Genomic DNA, 18,137 nt, shown 5'->3' on the forward strand with positions numbered 1-18,137 from the left:
GTTAACGTAATGACAAAGTCGCTTGGTAATTAAGGTACGACAGAATCGCTTGGTGATCACACAAGGCATTAACAAAGTTAGAGGCACAGATGGACAGTTTGAGTTCAACCCTTAGCCAAGTAGAATTACAATTGTCCGATAACTCACTGTATGAGTCAGAAAATAAAGCTAAACTTAATCAGGTGCTCGCCGCTCAAAGCCAAGCGAAAACCGAGCTTGAGGAAGTCGAACTGGAATGGATGACACGGCAAGAAGAACTCGAACAGATGGAACAGGAATTTAATCGCCAATGAACCCAAAACACGTATCTGTGTCCCTAACGCTAGAACGACTATGGCAATTTAGTTTGCAATATTATAGCGTCCGAGAAGTCAAAGATGCGTGTCTCCATTTACAAAATCAGTTCAAGGGCAATGTCAACCTATTGCTTCTCCTCAAATGGCTTGACGAGCAACAAGCCGCTTTTAGAGATCAAGACTGGCACAAAGTTGAAGAGTGCTTGGGACGCTCTGAAACCTTACTTCACAGCTACCGAGATTTACGCCGCAAACTCAAATCTCATGTTCCAGAAACCTTGTACAGAGAGTCGCTTCAATTTGAGCTTCAACTTGAAAAACAGCAACAATCTGACCTCGTTGATTGCATCAATAGCATCACCTTATTGCGCAACCAAGATGAGCCTTTGACACTCAGGTACTGCCGTCAGCTCGGAGGAGAGCATTTGCATCAAGCCTTTGCTCAACCTTTGGAAGAAATCACTCATAGATAGGACATATTATGACTCATTTCATTGCAGCCAAAGGTTTGTCTAATCCACACTTACAAACGCTGGCCCCCCGCTTCATTCGCAAGAAAGCCCTGTTTGAACCCCTATGGCAAAGGCTGAATACTCAAGATAATGATTTTCTGGATCTGGCATGGAGCGAAGACTGGCAAACTGAGAAAGCACAGAAAAAACCGATTTTTATTCTCTTTCATGGTTTAGAAGGTTGCTTTTATAGCCCTTATGCAAATGGCCTAATGCACGCTTTTGCAAGCCAAGGCTGGTTATCTGTGATGATGCATTTTCGTGGCTGCAGTGGCCAACCCAACCATAACGCACGTAGCTATCATTCTGGTGAAATAGAAGATGCCCGTTTTTTTCTCGAGCATATTAATCGAGAGTTTCCCCATCAGACAAAAATCGCAGTGGGTATATCACTGGGTGGTAACATGTTGGCCAACTATCTTGCGCAATACAACCAAGATCCCATGCTCGAGGCAGCTACGATCATTTCAGCACCACTGGATCTTTCTGCATGCTCGGCACGAATTGAACAAGGTTTTTCGAAAGTTTATAAAACCTATCTGCTCTCTTCACTTAAAAAAAGCGCACTACGCAAACATCACCTAATCAAAGGTGAGTTAGACGTTTCTTACCAAAGCATTAAGCGAGTGACCAAACTTTATGAGTTTGATGACCTCATCACTGCACCTTTACATGGCTTTGACGATGCAGAGGACTACTACAACCGCTGCTCTGGCATTCACAAACTTAAAGATATTCGCATTCCGCTGCAAATCATCCATGCGAAAGACGATCCCTTCATGACAGAAGCCGTCATTCCTAAATATGCCTTACCCAGCAACATTGATTATCGACTTTTTGACCAAGGTGGTCACGTCGGTTTTGTCACCGGAAGCGCTCTAAAACCTAGGTTTTGGCTCGAAGAAACACTGCCAGCTTACTACCAAAGTTTGGCTGAATCTAACTAGCCAGATGCATACTATCGAACATAAAAGACAGAGGTATTTATGATCGTTCCTTGGCAACAAATTGCCCCAGAGACTCTCGACAACTTAATTAAAGAATTTGTCCTGCGAGAAGGCACTGACTACGGTGATACTGAAATATCGCTACAAGATAAAATTGATCAGATAAAACAACAAATCGAGTCAGGTGATGCCGTAATCGTATTCTCCGAACTTCATGAAAGTGTCGATATCCAACTCAAACAAAAATATTCTTTTTAAAACACAGCATACCGCACTGTTTTTGCAAAGCATGTTATAGTGAAATGCAACAGTGGACAGTTATCTATAGACAAGGGTTGTCATGTCAGCAAAACATCCAATTATCGCCGTTACTGGCTCTTCCGGTGCAGGTACCACGACCACATCAGAAGCTTTTCGAAAAATGTTCAACATGATGAAAGTCAAACCAGCATGGGTTGAAGGAGACAGCTTCCATCGTTTTACTCGCCCTGAGATGGATGTTGAAATTCGCAAAGCGCGTGAACAAGGACGTCATATCAGCTATTTTGGCCCCCAAGCCAATGACTTTCCTGCTTTGGCTGAGTTTTTTCGCAAATTTGGTAATGAAGGCACAGGAAAAATTCGCCGCTATCTACACACCTTTGATGAGGCGGTTCCTTACAATCAAATGCCCGGTACTTTTACTCCTTGGCAAGAGCTGCCAGAGAGCTCTGATGTGCTATTTTATGAGGGGTTACATGGCGGCGTCGTGGATGGCGAAGTGAATGTTGCGCAGCATGTCGACTTTTTGATTGGCATGGTCCCCATCGTCAACCTAGAGTGGATTCAAAAATTCGTCCGAGATACTCGTGACAGAGGCCATTCCCGAGAAGCAGTCATGGACTCTATCGTTCGCTCTATGGATGATTACCTCAACTACATCACCCCTCAGTTTTCTCGCACTCACATTAACTTCCAACGAGTACCAACGGTCGATACCTCAAATCCTCTCAACGCTAAAGGCATCCCAAGCCTTGATGAGAGTTTTGTCGTTATCCGTCTGCGCGGAATCAAAAACGTCGACTTCCCCTACTTGTTGGCAATGATAGATGGCTCATTTATGTCGCGTCACAACACCATTGTCGTACCGGGTGGAAAGATGAGTTTCGCGGTCGAATTGATAGTAAGGCCAATACTCCAACAACTGATTGAAGTGGGCAAAATTGGTTAAGACTTACTTAATATACAGGATTACTTTCCATAGCGTGATCAGGTGCACATTTTTGCGCACAAAATAACCAAGCTCAGGCAATTAAAATCAAGAAATCAATTCAAAAAGAAGATACTATTTGAAACCGAAACAAAGATGGCTTGCAGCATTTGTAAAGTGCTCTTATCCTAGTAAGTCTAGATTCAAGGCTTAGCTAAAACATGGAAAGAAGCAAGCGTACCCTGCAGAGGAAGTGAGATATTATGGTTCTAGGTAAACCTCAAACTGATCCAACATTAGAATGGTTCCTGTCACACTGTCATATTCATAAGTACCCATCTAAGAGCACATTGATCCACGCTGGTGAGAAAGCGGAAACGCTTTATTACATAGTCAAAGGTTCGGTTGCGGTACTTATCAAAGACGAAGAAGGCAAGGAAATGATCCTGTCTTACCTAAACCAAGGTGACTTTATCGGTGAACTTGGTTTATTTGAAGAAGACCAAGAGCGCACGGCGTGGGTTCGAGCGAAATCACCTTGTGAAGTGGCAGAGATTTCTTTCAAAAAATTCCGCCAGCTCATTCAAGTCAACCCTGATATCTTAATGCGCCTGTCTGCTCAAATGGCAAGTCGCCTTCAAGTAACCAGTCAAAAAGTGGGTGACCTTGCATTCTTGGACGTCACTGGCCGTATTGCTCAAACGCTTTTAAACCTAGCGAAGCAACCGGACGCAATGACGCACCCAGATGGCATGCAAATCAAAATTACTCGTCAAGAGATTGGCCAAATTGTTGGTTGTTCTCGAGAAACCGTTGGCCGTATTTTGAAGATGCTGGAAGAGCAAAACCTAATTTCAGCTCATGGTAAAACGATCGTCGTCTACGGCACTCGATAACCTCTGTTTTGAACATAAAGCCGAGTGTATTCGTAACTCGGCTTTGGTTTGTAACTGGCTTGTCATTTGTTAATTGGTCTGCGTTATCCTACTCTTATTTTGATTTTTACCCATAAATTTCAAGTAGGATGGCCACATGTTCATACGATTTTTTTCTGCACTGTTACTGGCTTGCAGCCTAACTTCATCTTGGGCCATTGCCCAAACCACCATAGTGCACCCTCTTCCCCGATAAGGTTCAGAGCTTGATCGCTATGCTATCGATCTGATTCAATTTCTCGTCGATAAATCGGGTGAAGGTATTTTACTTCAGCCCTACAAAACGCCTGTTGACTCTCAATCTCGAAAAGTGACCTTGCTCAAAGAAGGAAAAATCACCATAGATTGGCTGGGCGCAGATAAAACTCTTGAACAAGAGCTGATTCCTATTCGCTACCCTGTGTTCCGAGGGCTTCTTGGTCACCGTATTTTTATCACCAACAAGACCACTGCAGCCAAATTAGGCGCTATCAATAGCATCGAAGAACTTCGCCAGCTTGGCATGATACAAGGTCAAGGCTGGGCAGATGTAAAAGTCTTAACATCGGGTGGGTTTAAGGTAAGAGAAGTACCGAGTTTTGATAATATCTTCCGCATTGTTGATAGTGAACGAACAGACTTGTTTCCAAGAGCCGTTATCGAGCCATACAGTGAAGTCGCCCAGCGTAGCGAGCTAACCAATCTAGTGGTCGATGACAAGCTAATGTTGATTTACCGTTTTCCGATGCTGTTATTTGTCAGTCCGACAAACCCAGAAGTGGCAGAGATGCTACAAAAAGCGTTTGAAGCATCATACAAAGATGGATCATTTGTTGCCTTTTTTGAGCAGTCACCATTGGTGAAGAAAACGTTCGAGCAAGCGGGTATAAAAAGCAGAAAAGCGTTTAGTATAGATAATCCTCACTTAAGTGAAGAAACACGTTCTATCCCCGATCAGTACTGGCTCAGTGTAAGCGAATAAAAAAAGGCGCCTCATCATGGCGCCTTTTCTATCGACTCAAGTTTATTGGGTAACATGCGTTTAAACCCATTAATTATTTGTGCTTTCAAATATCTTATCGGCCGAGGCAGCAACAAAACCGGGATACAAATCGCCATTATTCATCGGGTAACGTTTGGCAAACTCATAAAAGCCGCCTGGGACAGTCTGAGTCCCTTCTGTGAATGAAACTGGCACTTTATCAGCCATAGTAGAAGACTGTTCGAGCAAAACCTCTGGCGAGCCTTTCACTTCGCCGCCCGATTCATTAATCGTAAATCCAGCTTGGCGCAAATGATCATTAACTTGCTGAACCTCATCAAAAGCGGCGAGTTGATTGACACTCACGGTAAAGTGATTCGCACCATAGCCATGAGCTGCGAGCCAAGAAGCATATTCACTTTCTTTGGCTAGTTGCTGGTAGTCGTCAAAACTCAGCGCCCAAAGACGACCAGCCGATAAAAATTGATAGCTCTTGAGTTTACTTACATCGACTTGTTCAACCAATTTCGTCACTATGGCCTGTAACTCTGGAGAACACTCTTCCACTTTTAACTCACTGATAAACACCTTAGGCTGCTTTGGATCTGGGTGTTCGTAATGCTTGGCGACCAATTTTTTCGCTTCAAATTGGTAATCCCCACATGGACGGTAGCCGACATCAATAAAAGGCTGGGCGATGGCATCTAGGCCAACAGGGCTTAAGTTAAACGTTCGCAAAGCAATATGATCGTTGATAAGTGGCTCGTTTTCTTGCAGAAGTTGGTGAACTTTGTCAGCAGAGGGACACAAGCGGTTGATATAGTCATTCCATAGCGACTGAAATAAAACGTCTGGCGTCATAGCGCCTCCTTGTTTAGGGTTATCTGATGAGTATCAGACTCGCAGCAAAATAGCAGCGAGTCTTTACCTTGCCATTGATGAATTGCAGGTTATAGCTCTACTCCTGGGCTCAAGGTGGCAGGTAAAACAGTTTCGTCACCCTCCATTGAGGCCATGGGATAAGCACAATAATCAGCAGCATAATAAGCGCTTGGACGCAAGTTACCCGAGGCTCCAGGACCTCCAAATGGCGCATCACCACTTGCTCCTGTGAGCTGACGGTTACGATTGACGATTCCGGCGCGAATGTGATCGACAAAATACTCCCACTCGCTATCATCAGTAGAAACCAGCCCAGCGGATAAGCCAAAGCGCGTATCATTGGCAAGTTCAACCGCTTGCTCTAGGTTGTTATATCGAACGACCTGAAGCAAAGGACCAAAGTATTCTTCGTCTGGCAATGTGGCAATCGGCGTCACATCGACAATGCCAGGTGTAACAAATGCAGCCTCACCCGCTTTGGCTTCTAATAAATATTGTCCGCCGAGTTTCACTAGGTTAGATTGCGCTTGCAGGATAAAGTCTGCCGCCGCTTTCGAAATCTGCGGGCCCATAAATGGCGCGGGTTCGGCGAATGGCTGATCCACTCGAAGCTTCTGCGTGGCGTCAACCAATTTACTCACCAGAACATCACCTTTCTCACCCGCTGGAACATAAAGGCGACGTGCACATGTACAACGTTGACCTGCACTGATAAAGGCTGACTGGATAATGGTATAAACCGTTGCCTCTAGGTCACCATATTGCTCAGAAATCACCATGGGGTTGTTACCACCCATTTCTAAAGCCAGCATTTTGTCTGGTTGACCAGCAAACTGGCGATGAAGAATGTGACCTGTATTGGCACTACCCGTAAACAGTAAACCATCGATACCTTTTGAATCGGCCAATGCCACACCGGTTTCTTTCGCTCCTTGAACCAAGTTAATCACACCTGCAGGTAGGCCTGCTTGCTGCCATAACTTCATTGCGAACTCACCGGTTAATGGCGTTTGTTCTGACGGCTTAAAAATGACTGTGTTACCAGCCAGTAGTGCTGGGACAATGTGGCCATTGGGCAAATGCCCAGGGAAATTATAAGGGCCAAAGACGGCCATCACACCCAAAGGGCGATGGCGCAACACAATATGGTTACCCGCAGCTTCACGCTGGGCTTCACCCGTTCGCTCATGATAGGCACGAATAGAAATAGCAATTTTACCAGCCATGGCAGCGGCTTCAGTTCGGGTTTCCCACAAAGGCTTACCCGTTTCTTTGGCGATGATTTCAGCGATTTGTTCGCTGTTTTCTTTTACTTTTTCAGCAAAAGCCAGCACGATTGACTCACGTTCAGCGTAACTGCGCTTTTTCCAATCGCTAAACGCCCGCCGAGCCGCGCTGACCGCCAATTCAACCTGCTCGGGAGAGGCGCTTTCTCCTTGCCAAATCACTTCATTGTTGTATGGGCTTGTGGAGTTCATCGTCTGGCCCTGCCCTGCAACCCACTCACCTGCAATCCAATGTGTCATATTCCTATTCCTTTCGATTACTGAGCCAACAGGCGAACATAATCGCCTTGTTTTACTTCCAATGCGTTGGCCGCTTCTGAAGATAAAATCACAGATTCAGACGCCTGATCATAAGCAGCCTTGGTCGCTACCGCCCTAAAGTTTTCAAATGAGGTATTTGATATCAGGTAATCCTGCGAGCTGGAGTGCTCTGCAATCACAACTTTTGCGCGGAATGAATGGCGCACAGACTCTATATTGCGGACATCACATTCCACTGACGGGCCACCATCAAAGATGTCTACATAGTTACGGCAAGTAAAACCCTCTTTTTCAAGTAGGCGTAGTGCAGGTTTGGTGTTTTCATGTACCTGACCTATCACTTCCTGAGCTTCTTTACTGAGTAGATTAATGTAGATAGGTAGCTTGGGCATAAGGTCAGCAATAAAGCCTTTTTTACCAATCCCCGTTAAATAGTCAGCCAAAGTGAAATCAATCGAGAAAAAATGTTCTTGCAACCATTGCCAAAACGGTGAGTTGCCTTCTTCATCGGATACACCGCGCATTTCGGCAAATACCGTTTTTGAAAAGCGATGTCGATGCTCGGCCATCATTAAAAAACGGCACTTTGACATTAAACGGCCATTCAGTCCGCCGCGAAAACTAGGTCGCAAGAAAAGCGTACAGATCTCACTACAACCTGTGTAGTTATTACCAAATGTCAGCAATTTCACTACATTATTTACCCCAAGCTTGGGAGATGAGTGAACAATAGTACTGATGTGATACGAGTAAAATGGCACATCCCAGCCAATAGACGCCTCAATACCTGTACATCCTGCCACTTCACCAGTTTCACTATCAAAACCGACCATTAAATAGCCTTCATCGCCTGGCTCTGTCACATTGGGTTTCGAGAAACTGTACTCAGAGTGTTTGATACGATTAGTCAATAGTTCTTCGTTGACAGGAAGTGATGTGAATCCATGTCCAGATTCGACAGCACAAGTATGCAAAGCATCGTAGTCCGACATTGTTATCGGGCGAACAACTAGCATCGATAATCCCTCCTGATGCATGTGCCAGTACCACTTATCATTGACTTGTGGTTGCCGTGTTTCATCATGGCAACCAAGTGGTATTCACAACAGGTTATATGGGGTCAAAAACTCTATATCGTCTTAATGTTGGAATACATAATGCGTGGAACTGGAAAAGGGAGATCGCCGACAAGATAAAGCGATCTCCGATGTTTTTTTTAATTATTTACTCAGTGTCGCTAAGGCTTTGTCTAAGCGAGAAAATCCTTCCTCAACCTCCTGCTTAGTGATCACCAAGGATGGCGTAAAGCGCACGACATTGGTGCCGGCAACCAGCACCATCAAGCCTTCTTTACCCGCTGCAACCAAAATATCACGAGCGCGCCCTTGCCACTTTTCATTGAGTGCTGCGCCAAGCAAGAGACCTTTACCGCGAATTTCGGCAAACATCTGATACTTTTCGTTGAGTTTATTGAGACCTTCTCTAAACCAAGTTTCGCGCTCTGCGACACCTTTTAGCGTCTCTGGATCGCTGACAATATCCACCACAGCTCCAGCCACAGCACAAGCCAGCGGGTTGCCCCCATAAGTCGAACCATGTGTCCCTACTTTAAGATGCTCAGCCAGCTCTGCGGTGGTGAGCATTGCGCCAATTGGAAAGCCGCCGCCGAGTGATTTTGCAGTGCTCAAAATATCTGGAGTCACACCGAGGCCTTGATAAGCATAAAAGTGACCTGTACGGCCATTGCCTGTTTGTACTTCATCAAAAATAAGTAAAGCATTGTGTTTATCACACAGCTCACGAACTGTTTGTACAAACTCGTCTGTTGGCGAGATGATACCGCCTTCACCTTGAAGCGGCTCCATCATGATGGCACACGTGCGATCAGAAATATGCGCACGTAAGGTGTCGACATCATTGTAGGGTAAATGGGTAATATCGCCGGGTTTTGGACCAAAACCATCAGAATATGCCGCTTGGCCACCTACGGTCACGGTAAAGAAAGTGCGGCCATGGAAACCTTGCGTAAAAGCGATAATTTCAGATTTTTCTGGCCCAAACTTATCTGCTGCATAGCGACGTGCAAGCTTAAGCGCCGCTTCGTTAGCTTCTGCACCTGAGTTGGCATAAAATACTTTGTCTGCAAAGCTCACTTGAGTCAGTTTTTTCGCCAAACGCAGCGCTGGCTCATTGGTCATCACATTACTAAGGTGCCACAGCTTTTGCCCTTGCTCTGTTAGCGCTTTGACCATGGCTGGGTGACAATGTCCAAGACAGCTCACCGCAATACCACCAGCAAAATCGATGTATTCTTTACCTTGCTGATCCCAAACGCGCGCACCTTCACCTTTCACAGGCACCATTTCCATCGGGTTATAACAAGGTACCATGACCTCATCAAACAAACCGCGTTCTACTTTACTTTCAACTGTCATCGCACATTCCCTCTCGATACCGCATGCCAGGCAACTTTTGCATCCCTGCTCTCTTGTTACTGAAAGCACATTTTGTTTTGCATATAAGCAATTACGGCATTGTATTTACATTTAATTAACCATTTCAATAGTGAATTATTCCTTTTATTTCACTTTGAAAAGGCAGCTCCTCACTTTGGTTGAGTATTTATGCATTAAGTCACTGCTTTTATGAAGCAATATATTCTTATAGCTAACATAAGCTGTCGTTAAGCATGGTGATTACAGGGTTAGGAGGTGAATACATAAAGGGAAAGCGAATAGTTTTTCACAACATATTCTCTGATTGAAATATGAAAAAAATGTTAAAAAAAGTGATCGTTATCAGACTTTAGTTAGAGGGAAACGGCTCATCGACGCAAAAAATTAGCCAGTAACTCGTGGCCTTGCTCGGTTTTGATTGATTCTGGATGAAACTGAACTGCTTCAATCGGCAGAGTTTTATGTTGAAAACCCATGATTTCATCCATTGAACCATCTTCTCGCGTTGTCCATGCGGTTAGCTCAAAGCAATCGGGTAAACTATCATTTTTCACCACCAGCGAGTGGTAACGAGTGACAGTGAGTGGGTTATTGAGTCGGGTAAATACGCTGCGGTTATTATGGCGAATAGCGGATGTTTTACCGTGCATCACCTGGCGTGCGCGCACCACTTCTCCGCCAAACACTTGCGCAATGGCTTGATGGCCTAAGCACACACCCAAAATAGGTAATTTACCTGCAAAATGCTTAATGGCGCTGAGTGAGATACCTGCTTCATTTGGCGTGCATGGACCTGGTGAGATCACCAAATGCGTGGGATTGAGCGCTTCAATCTGTTCAAGACTCATTTGATCGTTACGCACCACCTTAACCTCTGCGCCCAACTCACAAAAGTACTGATACAAGTTGTAGGTAAAAGAGTCGTAATTATCGATGATCAGCAGCATAGCTCTTAAATGGTTTTGATAAATCGCATAGATGAGGCGGTATTGTGCATTACCAAAGCCGAAAGGCAAGGATTAACTGACACTCGCTTGCCCCTTGCGAGCATCAATACCGTCAAAGTGCTTTCATTTGCTCACAAAAACAACGCCAGCTAAAAACAAACTTCCATTTTCAAATGATCGCGGAAGATACCTTGCTGCTTGTGTTGACCAAATGCACAGAGTTAAACCTTTCCATATATGAGACTTGCTGCCAATTATCATTTAATCATCGCCAGCTGCAGATAATTTATAGAATCATCGCTACACATTGACAATGGTTATCTCTATAATTTTCGACTTGTCAAAAAGTGAACATGATTGATAGTAAATTAACGAGAACAATAAATGAAATTGAAATACCTTGCAGTGGCTGGCCTTGCTGTCTTTGCATTAAAACCACCTCAGTAGAAAGCATCCACACCACAGCATCACAACAAACCATTGATGAAGCGAAAAAGGACTTCAACTGTGCAGAAGGCTTCAAAGTGCTCGATAACGGCGTAATTTATTACACTAAGCAACTGGCTGGAAAATACCGTTGGAATCCAGTTCATACCAAAGAGCTTAGCTATCGTATGTCTTGTGAAGACTTTCGTTGGTATCTCGAGCGCGGAATGGTGGTCAGGATAGCGCTCAGAGGTAAAGGGGCTGTAACATTCGACTACGATTTAGAGCGCTGCGAAACGGAAGCGCCAACCAATCTTTACGAGTCGTAATATCAACCGCCACTGCCTGCAGTGGCGGGGTTTATTTTACAGCGAGCCTTATTTACGTCTGCGCCATAGGGCTAGACCAAATAAAGATAAGACAGCGCCCAAACCAAATGAGCCGGCCATTTTTAACTCAAGCACCGCAGGGTCGTGATCTGATGAGCGAAAGTGATCGCTATATTTGGGCAAATTGCCTGTGTATTTATCACTGTATTCGAACAGGGTCGACTCACCGCCATTAATATGCCACTCAGTGGCATCGACGACATATTTTTCAAGACTAGGACTTATCAAGATATGATCGAGCGCACCCACTTCATCATTGTATGAGAAACTCCAGTTGTCTGGATGTTTAGTGGCAACCGCATTAATGTAACCATAGCTGTGATGAATGACCTCACCCTGATCGCCAAATTGCTCTACGCCACCAATATAGGTATTACGCGCCGCTTTAATCACTTTGCCATATTGCTTTTGGCTGTAATCGGTCAGCACCAATAGCGGGTCTTCTTTACCGTAAGCATTTAAATCGCCCAATATCACTTTATGGCCAGGAATATCTTTCAGTGCCTCGCCGAGTGCCACTGCAGCGGCAACACGGAAGTTCTCACACGCGCCTTGCTGATCGAGGTCTTGTCCACCCTGACCACCCTCATCGATGGGCGCTGCGTCTTCCCAGCATTTGGAGCCTTTTGACTTAAAGTGGTTAACCGCAACCGTGAGCAAACCTTGTTTGTTTTTGCCTTTAATTTTAAAAGTGGGGGCGAGTGTATTGCGCTGGTAATTCTTACCATCTTCAATCACTTTTCCATCACCATCAAGCACCTCTGGCGCTTGTTGGCTTGGCATCTCAATCACACGCGGTGTTTTGAGTTTGGCCACCTTCGGTCGATACAGCACCCCAGTGGTAATGGCATCCGTGCCGATATAATCATTTTTGTCCTTAATGCCGTCACCATTGGTATCTAGGGCGACAAAGGTATAACGATCTTTTTTGTTATCAATCCGCTGGTTTAACTGCTCAACAAGCTGGGCAATAGCACCATTTTCGCCCAAGCCATTATTTTCAATTTCCATCAACCCTATGATATCGGCATCTAGGCGCAAAATGGCATTCACAATTTTGGCTTGCTGAATTTCAAATTCTGCATAGGTCTTAGCGCCACGGTTATCTCCATGAGGATTGTTATCACCACCAAAAGGAGAGTTAAAATAGTTAAGTACGTTAAAGGTTGCGATTCTTAAATCGCCCTTTTCTTCAACCTCTGGTTGCTGAGTACGTGGGTAGCGGCGAATAAAATTGTCTTTGCTTAAGGTATTGGTGGCAATTAAACGATAATCGCCATAGCTGTAACTTAGCACCCCTTCAAGCCCAACGATAGTATCGCCAATGCGAATATAATCTTCGGTTGAGCCGTCTTGATCGACATCGGTTAAACCAAAGTCAGGGTAATAAGGAATCACGCCATTAGGCGCTTTGTGGTCAGACTCAACAAATAAACGCCGATCACTATTGTCCGTACTTTGCTGCTTAGCCCTCTCTGAACCGGCAGCAAATTTCTGATTGGGATGTAGGCTAACCCGCCCTTTGGCTAAAGCGAGGTTATTCCGTTTGGCATCATAATCATAACCAAAGGTTCGCGTAACGCGCATATCTAAATCTGCGGTGGTCCTAACCAGCATACCTTCGTAGCGCTCTAGCGTTTGTTCAAAGCTGGCATCGTCGGCCAACATATCGATCTCTGTTGCAACTGGCGGTGTGTGTTCGCCCAGCTTCTCCCATGTATTGTTACCCGCTTTTAGCTGGGTCTGCTGATAGTATTCCTGCACTTTACCTTTTACACACACCAAATCGCCCGGTTTGAGATCAGACTGAGATTGGTTGGTTTCAACAAATAGACCTTCTGAGGTCTTAGGATTACCATCATCGTCCGGCGCTTGCAGGTAAAAGCCTTTGGTTAAGCCACGGGTGACCGCGCTCACTATGCCTTTTACATACACCTCTTGATCTGAGATAAAATCACCATCTTCAAGTAATGGAGAGCGACTGCCCTCACCTTGGATCTTTTGAATTGAGGTAAAGACTGGCTCATGACCGTCTTGCTCGCAAGCAAACGGCTCTGGTGCTTGGCCACCATTAAGCTCGCCCAAACCTTGAATGTCATTTTTATCTGATTCTAGCCAATTTGAAGCTTGATAATGAGAGGAAGGAGAAAAATCATCTTGGCTGCGTGTTAATGTGACATCTTTAGCAAAATTATTTCCGCCCATATCACCAATGATATCATGCACTTGACCATTTTTGAGTAACGCAATCGGATCATTACCGTTGAAGCCAAGTACATCATTATCTAAAAAATCACAGAGGTTTTGAATGTCCTCGTTTGATTGCGAATGGCCAATCACTAAGACGCTTTTCGCCTGTATGACTTTATCATCTAATGACAGCTTGCTATTCCAATTGCCGTCACCATTGATTGATTTGGCCAAACTGTAACCATCAAGCGACACTTGTGTCTCACCGGTATTGGCGATTTCAATGGCTTTATTATTGCTGCTACCTTCGACGTATTGAGAAATAATGATCTCAGACATTGCTGGCGTAGAGAGAACACTTGCGACCACTGCTGCAAGTAGGGTAGGAGTTAGTTGTTGTTTCATTCTGTCCACCTTGCGTCGCTTCCTTTGTTATATAGGGTATAGAAAGCGCGTTTCAATTCCCTTTTCCTGTTGAGAAAAGACTTATAAAGCTCGACCAGTGTTGATGTTTTTTATGAAACTAAAAACAACATTCAGTGACATTGAGATTTCGATCTCATAGATAAGATAAATATTTGAATAAGCGTCAAACTTTCACTGAGTCTGCAACGTCATGTTACAAATTGGAAGCTAGGTATCAAGATGTGAGCAGATTGGCCCCTAAACTAGAATAAAGACTCGAAAAATAAAGGGACGAATCCACCATCCCCTCTATCGATACTATGGCTTGTTGAGGTGATTATTATTGTCATCATCTTTACGCTCATACTCACCTTCAAAGGTATGACCATCATTGTTTCTGCGGTGTGTAAAACGTTCTTCTTGGTACTGGTGTGCGCCAAAACCCGCAGACGCTTTCACGACCATTTTTGTCATTAGATATTTGGCCAAAGCGCGCCGCGGTGCTGGTAAAAGCACTATCATACCCATCGCATCGGTCAAAAAGCCCGGAATAAAAAGCAGCACTCCAACGGCAGCAAGTAGAACACCTTCAAATATTTGTTGCGCTGGCAGCTCTCCTTGTTGAAGGCGACTTTGTACCGAAAGCAATGTCTGTAGCCCCTGACTGCGCACCAAAGAGACACCAACAAATGCCGTCAAAAACACCATGGCGATCGTTGGCCATAAGCCAAGATAATCGCCAACCGAAATAAACAAACTTATCTCGATAACAGGAACCAATATGAATATTAAGAATACGATAGCAAACACATGCCCTCCTTTGTTGGCCCTAGTGTAAGCTCAAAGTCGGCTAAATCTCAAACGAAAGCCATAAAATTCATCCTGCGGCACGCAATCTCATCCCCATTGGGTAAGAGAAATAATTCACTTGGCCAAAAAACAAAAAAGTGATCGACCTACTATTTTTATCCGCTGAGTGAAGTATCATGAGCCACATAAGTCAGGACGTATTTTACAGCCAAAAACTCTGACGAATGGATTCTTAAGTTGCAGAATGGCGAGCATTTGTATTTATCATCAGAATAATTATCTAAGGATCCTATAATGGCTACCCTAACTGAGACCCTACACCCAACTCACTCAACGCGTATTGAAGAAGATCTTCTCGGTGAGCGACATGTTCCCGCCGATGCTTATTACGGCATCCATACTTTGCGGGCAATTGAAAACTTCAACATCTCAAATGCCACCATTTCAGATGTGCCCGAATTTATTCGCGGTATGGTCATGACCAAAAAAGCGGCGGCTCTTGCCAACAGTGAGCTTGGTGTCCTGCCCCAAGACATTGCGCAATATATCGTCAAGGCATGCGATCTTATCTTGGAGACGGGCAAATGCATGGATCAGTTTCCCTCTGATGTATTTCAAGGTGGGGCCGGTACTTCTGTCAATATGAATACCAATGAAGTTATCGCTAACGTCGCGCTGGAACTTATGGGTAAAGAAAAAGGGCAATATCAGTTCATTAACCCCAACGACCACGTCAACAAGAGCCAATCAACCAACTGTGCTTATCCAACCGGCTTTCGTATTGCGGTTTACAACAGCGTCCAAACACTGATTGAATCGATAGAATATTTGAAAGGTGCATTTGCACTTAAAAGCACAGAATTCAAAGACATACTCAAAATGGGCCGCACGCAACTCCAAGATGCAGTACCCATGACAGTAGGCCAAGAATTCCATGCTTGGTCCGTCACCTTAAATGAGGAAATCCGTGCCCTTGAGTACACATCCAAGCTACTGCTTGAAATTAATCTAGGCGCAACAGCAATAGGCACTGGGCTTAATGCGGCTGAAGGTTACCAACAGTTGGCTGTGAAGCATTTGGCACAGGTCACTGGGTTAGATGTGGTTCCAGCAGAAGATCTGATTGAAGCAACATCAGACTGTGGCGCTTATGTAATGACTCATGGCGCTCTCAAACGCCTCGCGGTTAAACTATCGAAAATATGTAACGATCTGCGCCTTCTATCTTCTGGTCCTCGCGCTGGTATCAATGAGCTTAACCTGCCAGAACTACAGGCCGGGTCTTCAATTATGCCAGCGAAAGTGAACCCTGTGGTACCTGAAGTCGTCAATCAAGTGTGCTTTAAAGTATTGGGTAACGACAATACCATTTCGTTTGCCGCAGAAGGCGGTCAATTACAACTCAATGTCATGGAACCAGTGATTGCCCAAAGTATGTTTGAGTCGATTTCTTTACTTTCCAATGCATGCGTCAACCTGCGCGATAAGTGTATTGATGGCATCACAGTCAATAAAGAAGTGTGTGAAGGGTATGTATACAACTCGATTGGCATCGTCACCTACCTCAACCCGTACATTGGTCATCATGAAGGCGACATCGTCGGTAAAATCTGCGCGGAAACAGGCAAGAGTGTCAAAGACGTTGTGCTAGAACGTGGATTACTGACGGAAGAGGAACTCGACGATATCCTAAACGCCGAAAACTTCATGCATCCCAAATACAAAGCAAAACGCTATCAGTAAGGATCAAACCGATTAAGGGCCTAACTAAGGCCCTTTTTTGGGCACCAAATTTTAACCCACAATTAAAACATGGATTAAACTCTCTCCCATTTATCCAAATACTGAGTGTTTAATACCCTGCTATCACAAAAAATATAAGAGGTATCGATTATGATCATGGTTGAGCTATTGGTTGTTCTGCTGTTCATTTTCCTAGGTGCAAGAATCGGCGGTATTGGTATTGGCTTTGCCGGTGGCGCAGGCGTTATTGCACTGTCTTTTTTACTCGGTGTACCAACCAGCCAAGCCTATATTCCCGTTGATGTTATCCTGATCATAATGTCGGTGATCACCGCTATTGCCGCAATGCAAGTCGCCGGAGGCATGGACTGGCTGGTGCAATTAGCGGAAAACTTTCTTCGTAAGCACCCAGAGCGCATCACGTTTTATGCTCCTATTGTGACCTTTCTAATGACGTTAATGGCAGGGACAGGTCACACTGCTTTTTCAACGCTCCCTGTTATTGCTGAAGTTGCCAAGGGCCAAGGCGTTAGACCATCTCGGCCCCTGTCAATCGCCGTCGTTGCGTCACAGATAGCCATCACCGCCTCTCCAATATCGGCCGCCGTTGTCGCGTTTTCTTCCATGCTCGCGCCAAAAGGTGTCGGTTATCTGACTTTGTTGGCCGTCTGTATCCCAACGACTTTTATCGCCTGCATGATAGGCGCATTCGTTGCCAATTTTATGGGCTGCGAGCTAAAAAATGATCCCATTTATCAACAACGTTTAGAGCAAGGTCTGGTTAAGCTCACCACAGAAAAGCAGCGTCATATTTTACCTACAGCCAAAACTGCCACCTATATCTTCCTCATTGCCATTGCTTTTGTAGTTTGCTACGCCGCAGCAATCTCAAACTCCGTTGGCCTCATCACTGATCCAGCCATTGGACGCAATGAAGCCATCATAGCTGTGATGCTAACGGCTGCTGCCGCTATTGTTATTTTCACTAAAATTGATGCATCCAAAATCCCAAGCGCCTCAACCTTTCGTTCCGGCATGACAGCTTGTGTGTGTGTTCTTGGCGTCGCTTGGTTAGGATCAACGTTCGTTAATGCTCACGTCGATGGCATCAAAGAGATGGCTGGAGTACTACTCGCCGATTACCCTTGGATGCTAGCCATGGTACTTTTTTGCGCATCAATGCTGCTTTATTCCCAAGGCGCAACAACCGTTGCTCTCATGCCAGCCGCCTTAGCAATAGGTGTTGCCCCACTGACGGCCGTCGCTTCATTTGCTGCGGTCAGTGCATTATTTGTTTTGCCTACTTATCCAACCTTACTCGCGGCCGTAGAAATGGATGACACAGGGTCAACCAGAATCGGCAGCTATGTGTTTAATCATCCCTTTTTCATCCCAGGAGTGGTCACTATAACGTCAGCCGTAGCCTTGGGCTTCACCTTTGGTGGGCTGCTTATTTAGTCAAATGTGAAAATGGAGGCTATATCGCCTCCATAGTAAATTTA

General features: G+C 44.9%; 16 protein-coding genes and 1 pseudogene. 10 read left to right on the top strand and 7 right to left on the bottom strand.

The window, feature by feature from the left end; genetic code table 11:
- Positions 1–62 precede the first annotated feature (62 nt).
- The 7 genes and pseudogenes from QQK21_RS19890 to QQK21_RS19920 all read left to right on the top strand — a co-directional run.
- Positions 63–293: pseudogene (locus QQK21_RS19890) on the top strand (ABC transporter ATP-binding protein); the annotation flags it as partial.
- Positions 290–769, top strand: coding sequence for a TIGR02444 family protein (locus QQK21_RS19895; protein ID WP_284193915.1), 480 nt, complete (start codon positions 290–292; stop codon positions 767–769). The pseudogene QQK21_RS19890 and the gene QQK21_RS19895, both read left to right, overlap by 4 nt.
- Positions 770–777: 8 nt before the next feature.
- Entirely contained in the window at positions 778–1,755 is a 978-nt protein-coding gene (locus QQK21_RS19900; RefSeq protein WP_284193916.1) for a hydrolase, read from the top strand.
- A gap of 39 nt (positions 1,756–1,794) precedes the next feature.
- Positions 1,795–2,013 carry a YheU family protein gene (locus QQK21_RS19905; protein WP_284193917.1) on the top strand — a complete coding sequence of 73 codons (219 nt, stop codon included), beginning with the start codon at positions 1,795–1,797 and terminating at the stop codon, positions 2,011–2,013.
- Between the two features lie 82 nt (positions 2,014–2,095).
- Positions 2,096–2,965 carry a phosphoribulokinase gene (locus QQK21_RS19910; protein ID WP_284193918.1) on the top strand — a complete coding sequence of 290 codons (870 nt, stop codon included), beginning with the start codon at positions 2,096–2,098 and terminating at the stop codon, positions 2,963–2,965.
- 242 nt (positions 2,966–3,207) lie between these two features.
- Positions 3,208–3,840, top strand: coding sequence for a cAMP-activated global transcriptional regulator CRP (gene crp / locus QQK21_RS19915; RefSeq protein ID WP_004410522.1), 633 nt, complete (start codon positions 3,208–3,210; stop codon positions 3,838–3,840).
- A gap of 355 nt (positions 3,841–4,195) precedes the next feature.
- Positions 4,196–4,840, top strand: a complete 645-nt coding sequence (locus QQK21_RS19920) for a type 2 periplasmic-binding domain-containing protein (RefSeq protein WP_284193919.1) — start codon at positions 4,196–4,198, stop codon at positions 4,838–4,840.
- A 69-nt stretch (positions 4,841–4,909) separates the two neighbouring features.
- On the opposite strand, the gene QQK21_RS19925 is transcribed toward QQK21_RS19920, so the two are convergent.
- From QQK21_RS19925 to QQK21_RS19945, 5 genes are all read right to left on the bottom strand, one after another.
- On the bottom strand, positions 4,910–5,701 hold the full coding sequence (locus QQK21_RS19925; RefSeq protein ID WP_284193920.1) for a DUF1338 domain-containing protein: 792 nt from the start codon (positions 5,699–5,701) through the stop codon (positions 4,910–4,912).
- An 89-nt stretch (positions 5,702–5,790) separates the two neighbouring features.
- A complete protein-coding gene (gene astD, locus QQK21_RS19930; RefSeq protein WP_284193921.1) occupies positions 5,791–7,248 on the bottom strand; it encodes a succinylglutamate-semialdehyde dehydrogenase in 1,458 nt (485 codons plus the stop codon).
- A 17-nt stretch (positions 7,249–7,265) separates the two neighbouring features.
- Positions 7,266–8,285 carry an arginine N-succinyltransferase gene (gene astA / locus QQK21_RS19935; protein ID WP_284193922.1) on the bottom strand — a complete coding sequence of 340 codons (1,020 nt, stop codon included), beginning with the start codon at positions 8,283–8,285 and terminating at the stop codon, positions 7,266–7,268.
- Between the two features lie 204 nt (positions 8,286–8,489).
- The gene (locus tag QQK21_RS19940; protein ID WP_284193923.1) at positions 8,490–9,704 is read right to left on the bottom strand and encodes an aspartate aminotransferase family protein; all 1,215 of its coding nucleotides are present in this window, start codon (positions 9,702–9,704) and stop codon (positions 8,490–8,492) included.
- Positions 9,705–10,093: 389 nt separating this feature from the next.
- Positions 10,094–10,672 carry an aminodeoxychorismate/anthranilate synthase component II gene (locus tag QQK21_RS19945; protein WP_284193924.1) on the bottom strand — a complete coding sequence of 193 codons (579 nt, stop codon included), beginning with the start codon at positions 10,670–10,672 and terminating at the stop codon, positions 10,094–10,096.
- 353 nt (positions 10,673–11,025) lie between these two features.
- Here QQK21_RS19945 and QQK21_RS19950 point away from each other — a divergent pair, with 353 nt between their 5' ends.
- Positions 11,026–11,427 (top strand): hypothetical protein, encoded by a 402-nt coding sequence (locus QQK21_RS19950; protein WP_284193925.1) that lies wholly within the window; start codon positions 11,026–11,028, stop codon positions 11,425–11,427.
- A gap of 48 nt (positions 11,428–11,475) precedes the next feature.
- Here QQK21_RS19950 and QQK21_RS19955 read toward each other — a convergent pair whose 3' ends face one another.
- Positions 11,476–14,082, bottom strand: a complete 2,607-nt coding sequence (locus QQK21_RS19955; RefSeq protein ID WP_284193926.1) for an ExeM/NucH family extracellular endonuclease — start codon at positions 14,080–14,082, stop codon at positions 11,476–11,478.
- A gap of 318 nt (positions 14,083–14,400) precedes the next feature.
- On the bottom strand, positions 14,401–14,892 hold the full coding sequence (locus QQK21_RS19960; protein WP_284193927.1) for an FxsA family protein: 492 nt from the start codon (positions 14,890–14,892) through the stop codon (positions 14,401–14,403).
- Between the two features lie 294 nt (positions 14,893–15,186).
- Here QQK21_RS19960 and aspA point away from each other — a divergent pair, with 294 nt between their 5' ends.
- Together aspA and QQK21_RS19970 are read left to right on the top strand one after the other, a co-directional pair.
- Complete coding sequence (gene aspA / locus QQK21_RS19965; RefSeq protein ID WP_284193928.1) at positions 15,187–16,635, top strand: aspartate ammonia-lyase; 1,449 nt, start codon at positions 15,187–15,189, stop codon at positions 16,633–16,635.
- 150 nt (positions 16,636–16,785) lie between these two features.
- Entirely contained in the window at positions 16,786–18,093 is a 1,308-nt protein-coding gene (locus QQK21_RS19970) for an anaerobic C4-dicarboxylate transporter (RefSeq protein ID WP_284193929.1), read from the top strand.
- Positions 18,094–18,137: the final 44 nt, after the last annotated feature.

It is taken from the genome of Vibrio zhanjiangensis (assembly GCF_030161235.1).
GTDB lineage: Bacteria > Pseudomonadota > Gammaproteobacteria > Enterobacterales > Vibrionaceae > Vibrio > Vibrio zhanjiangensis.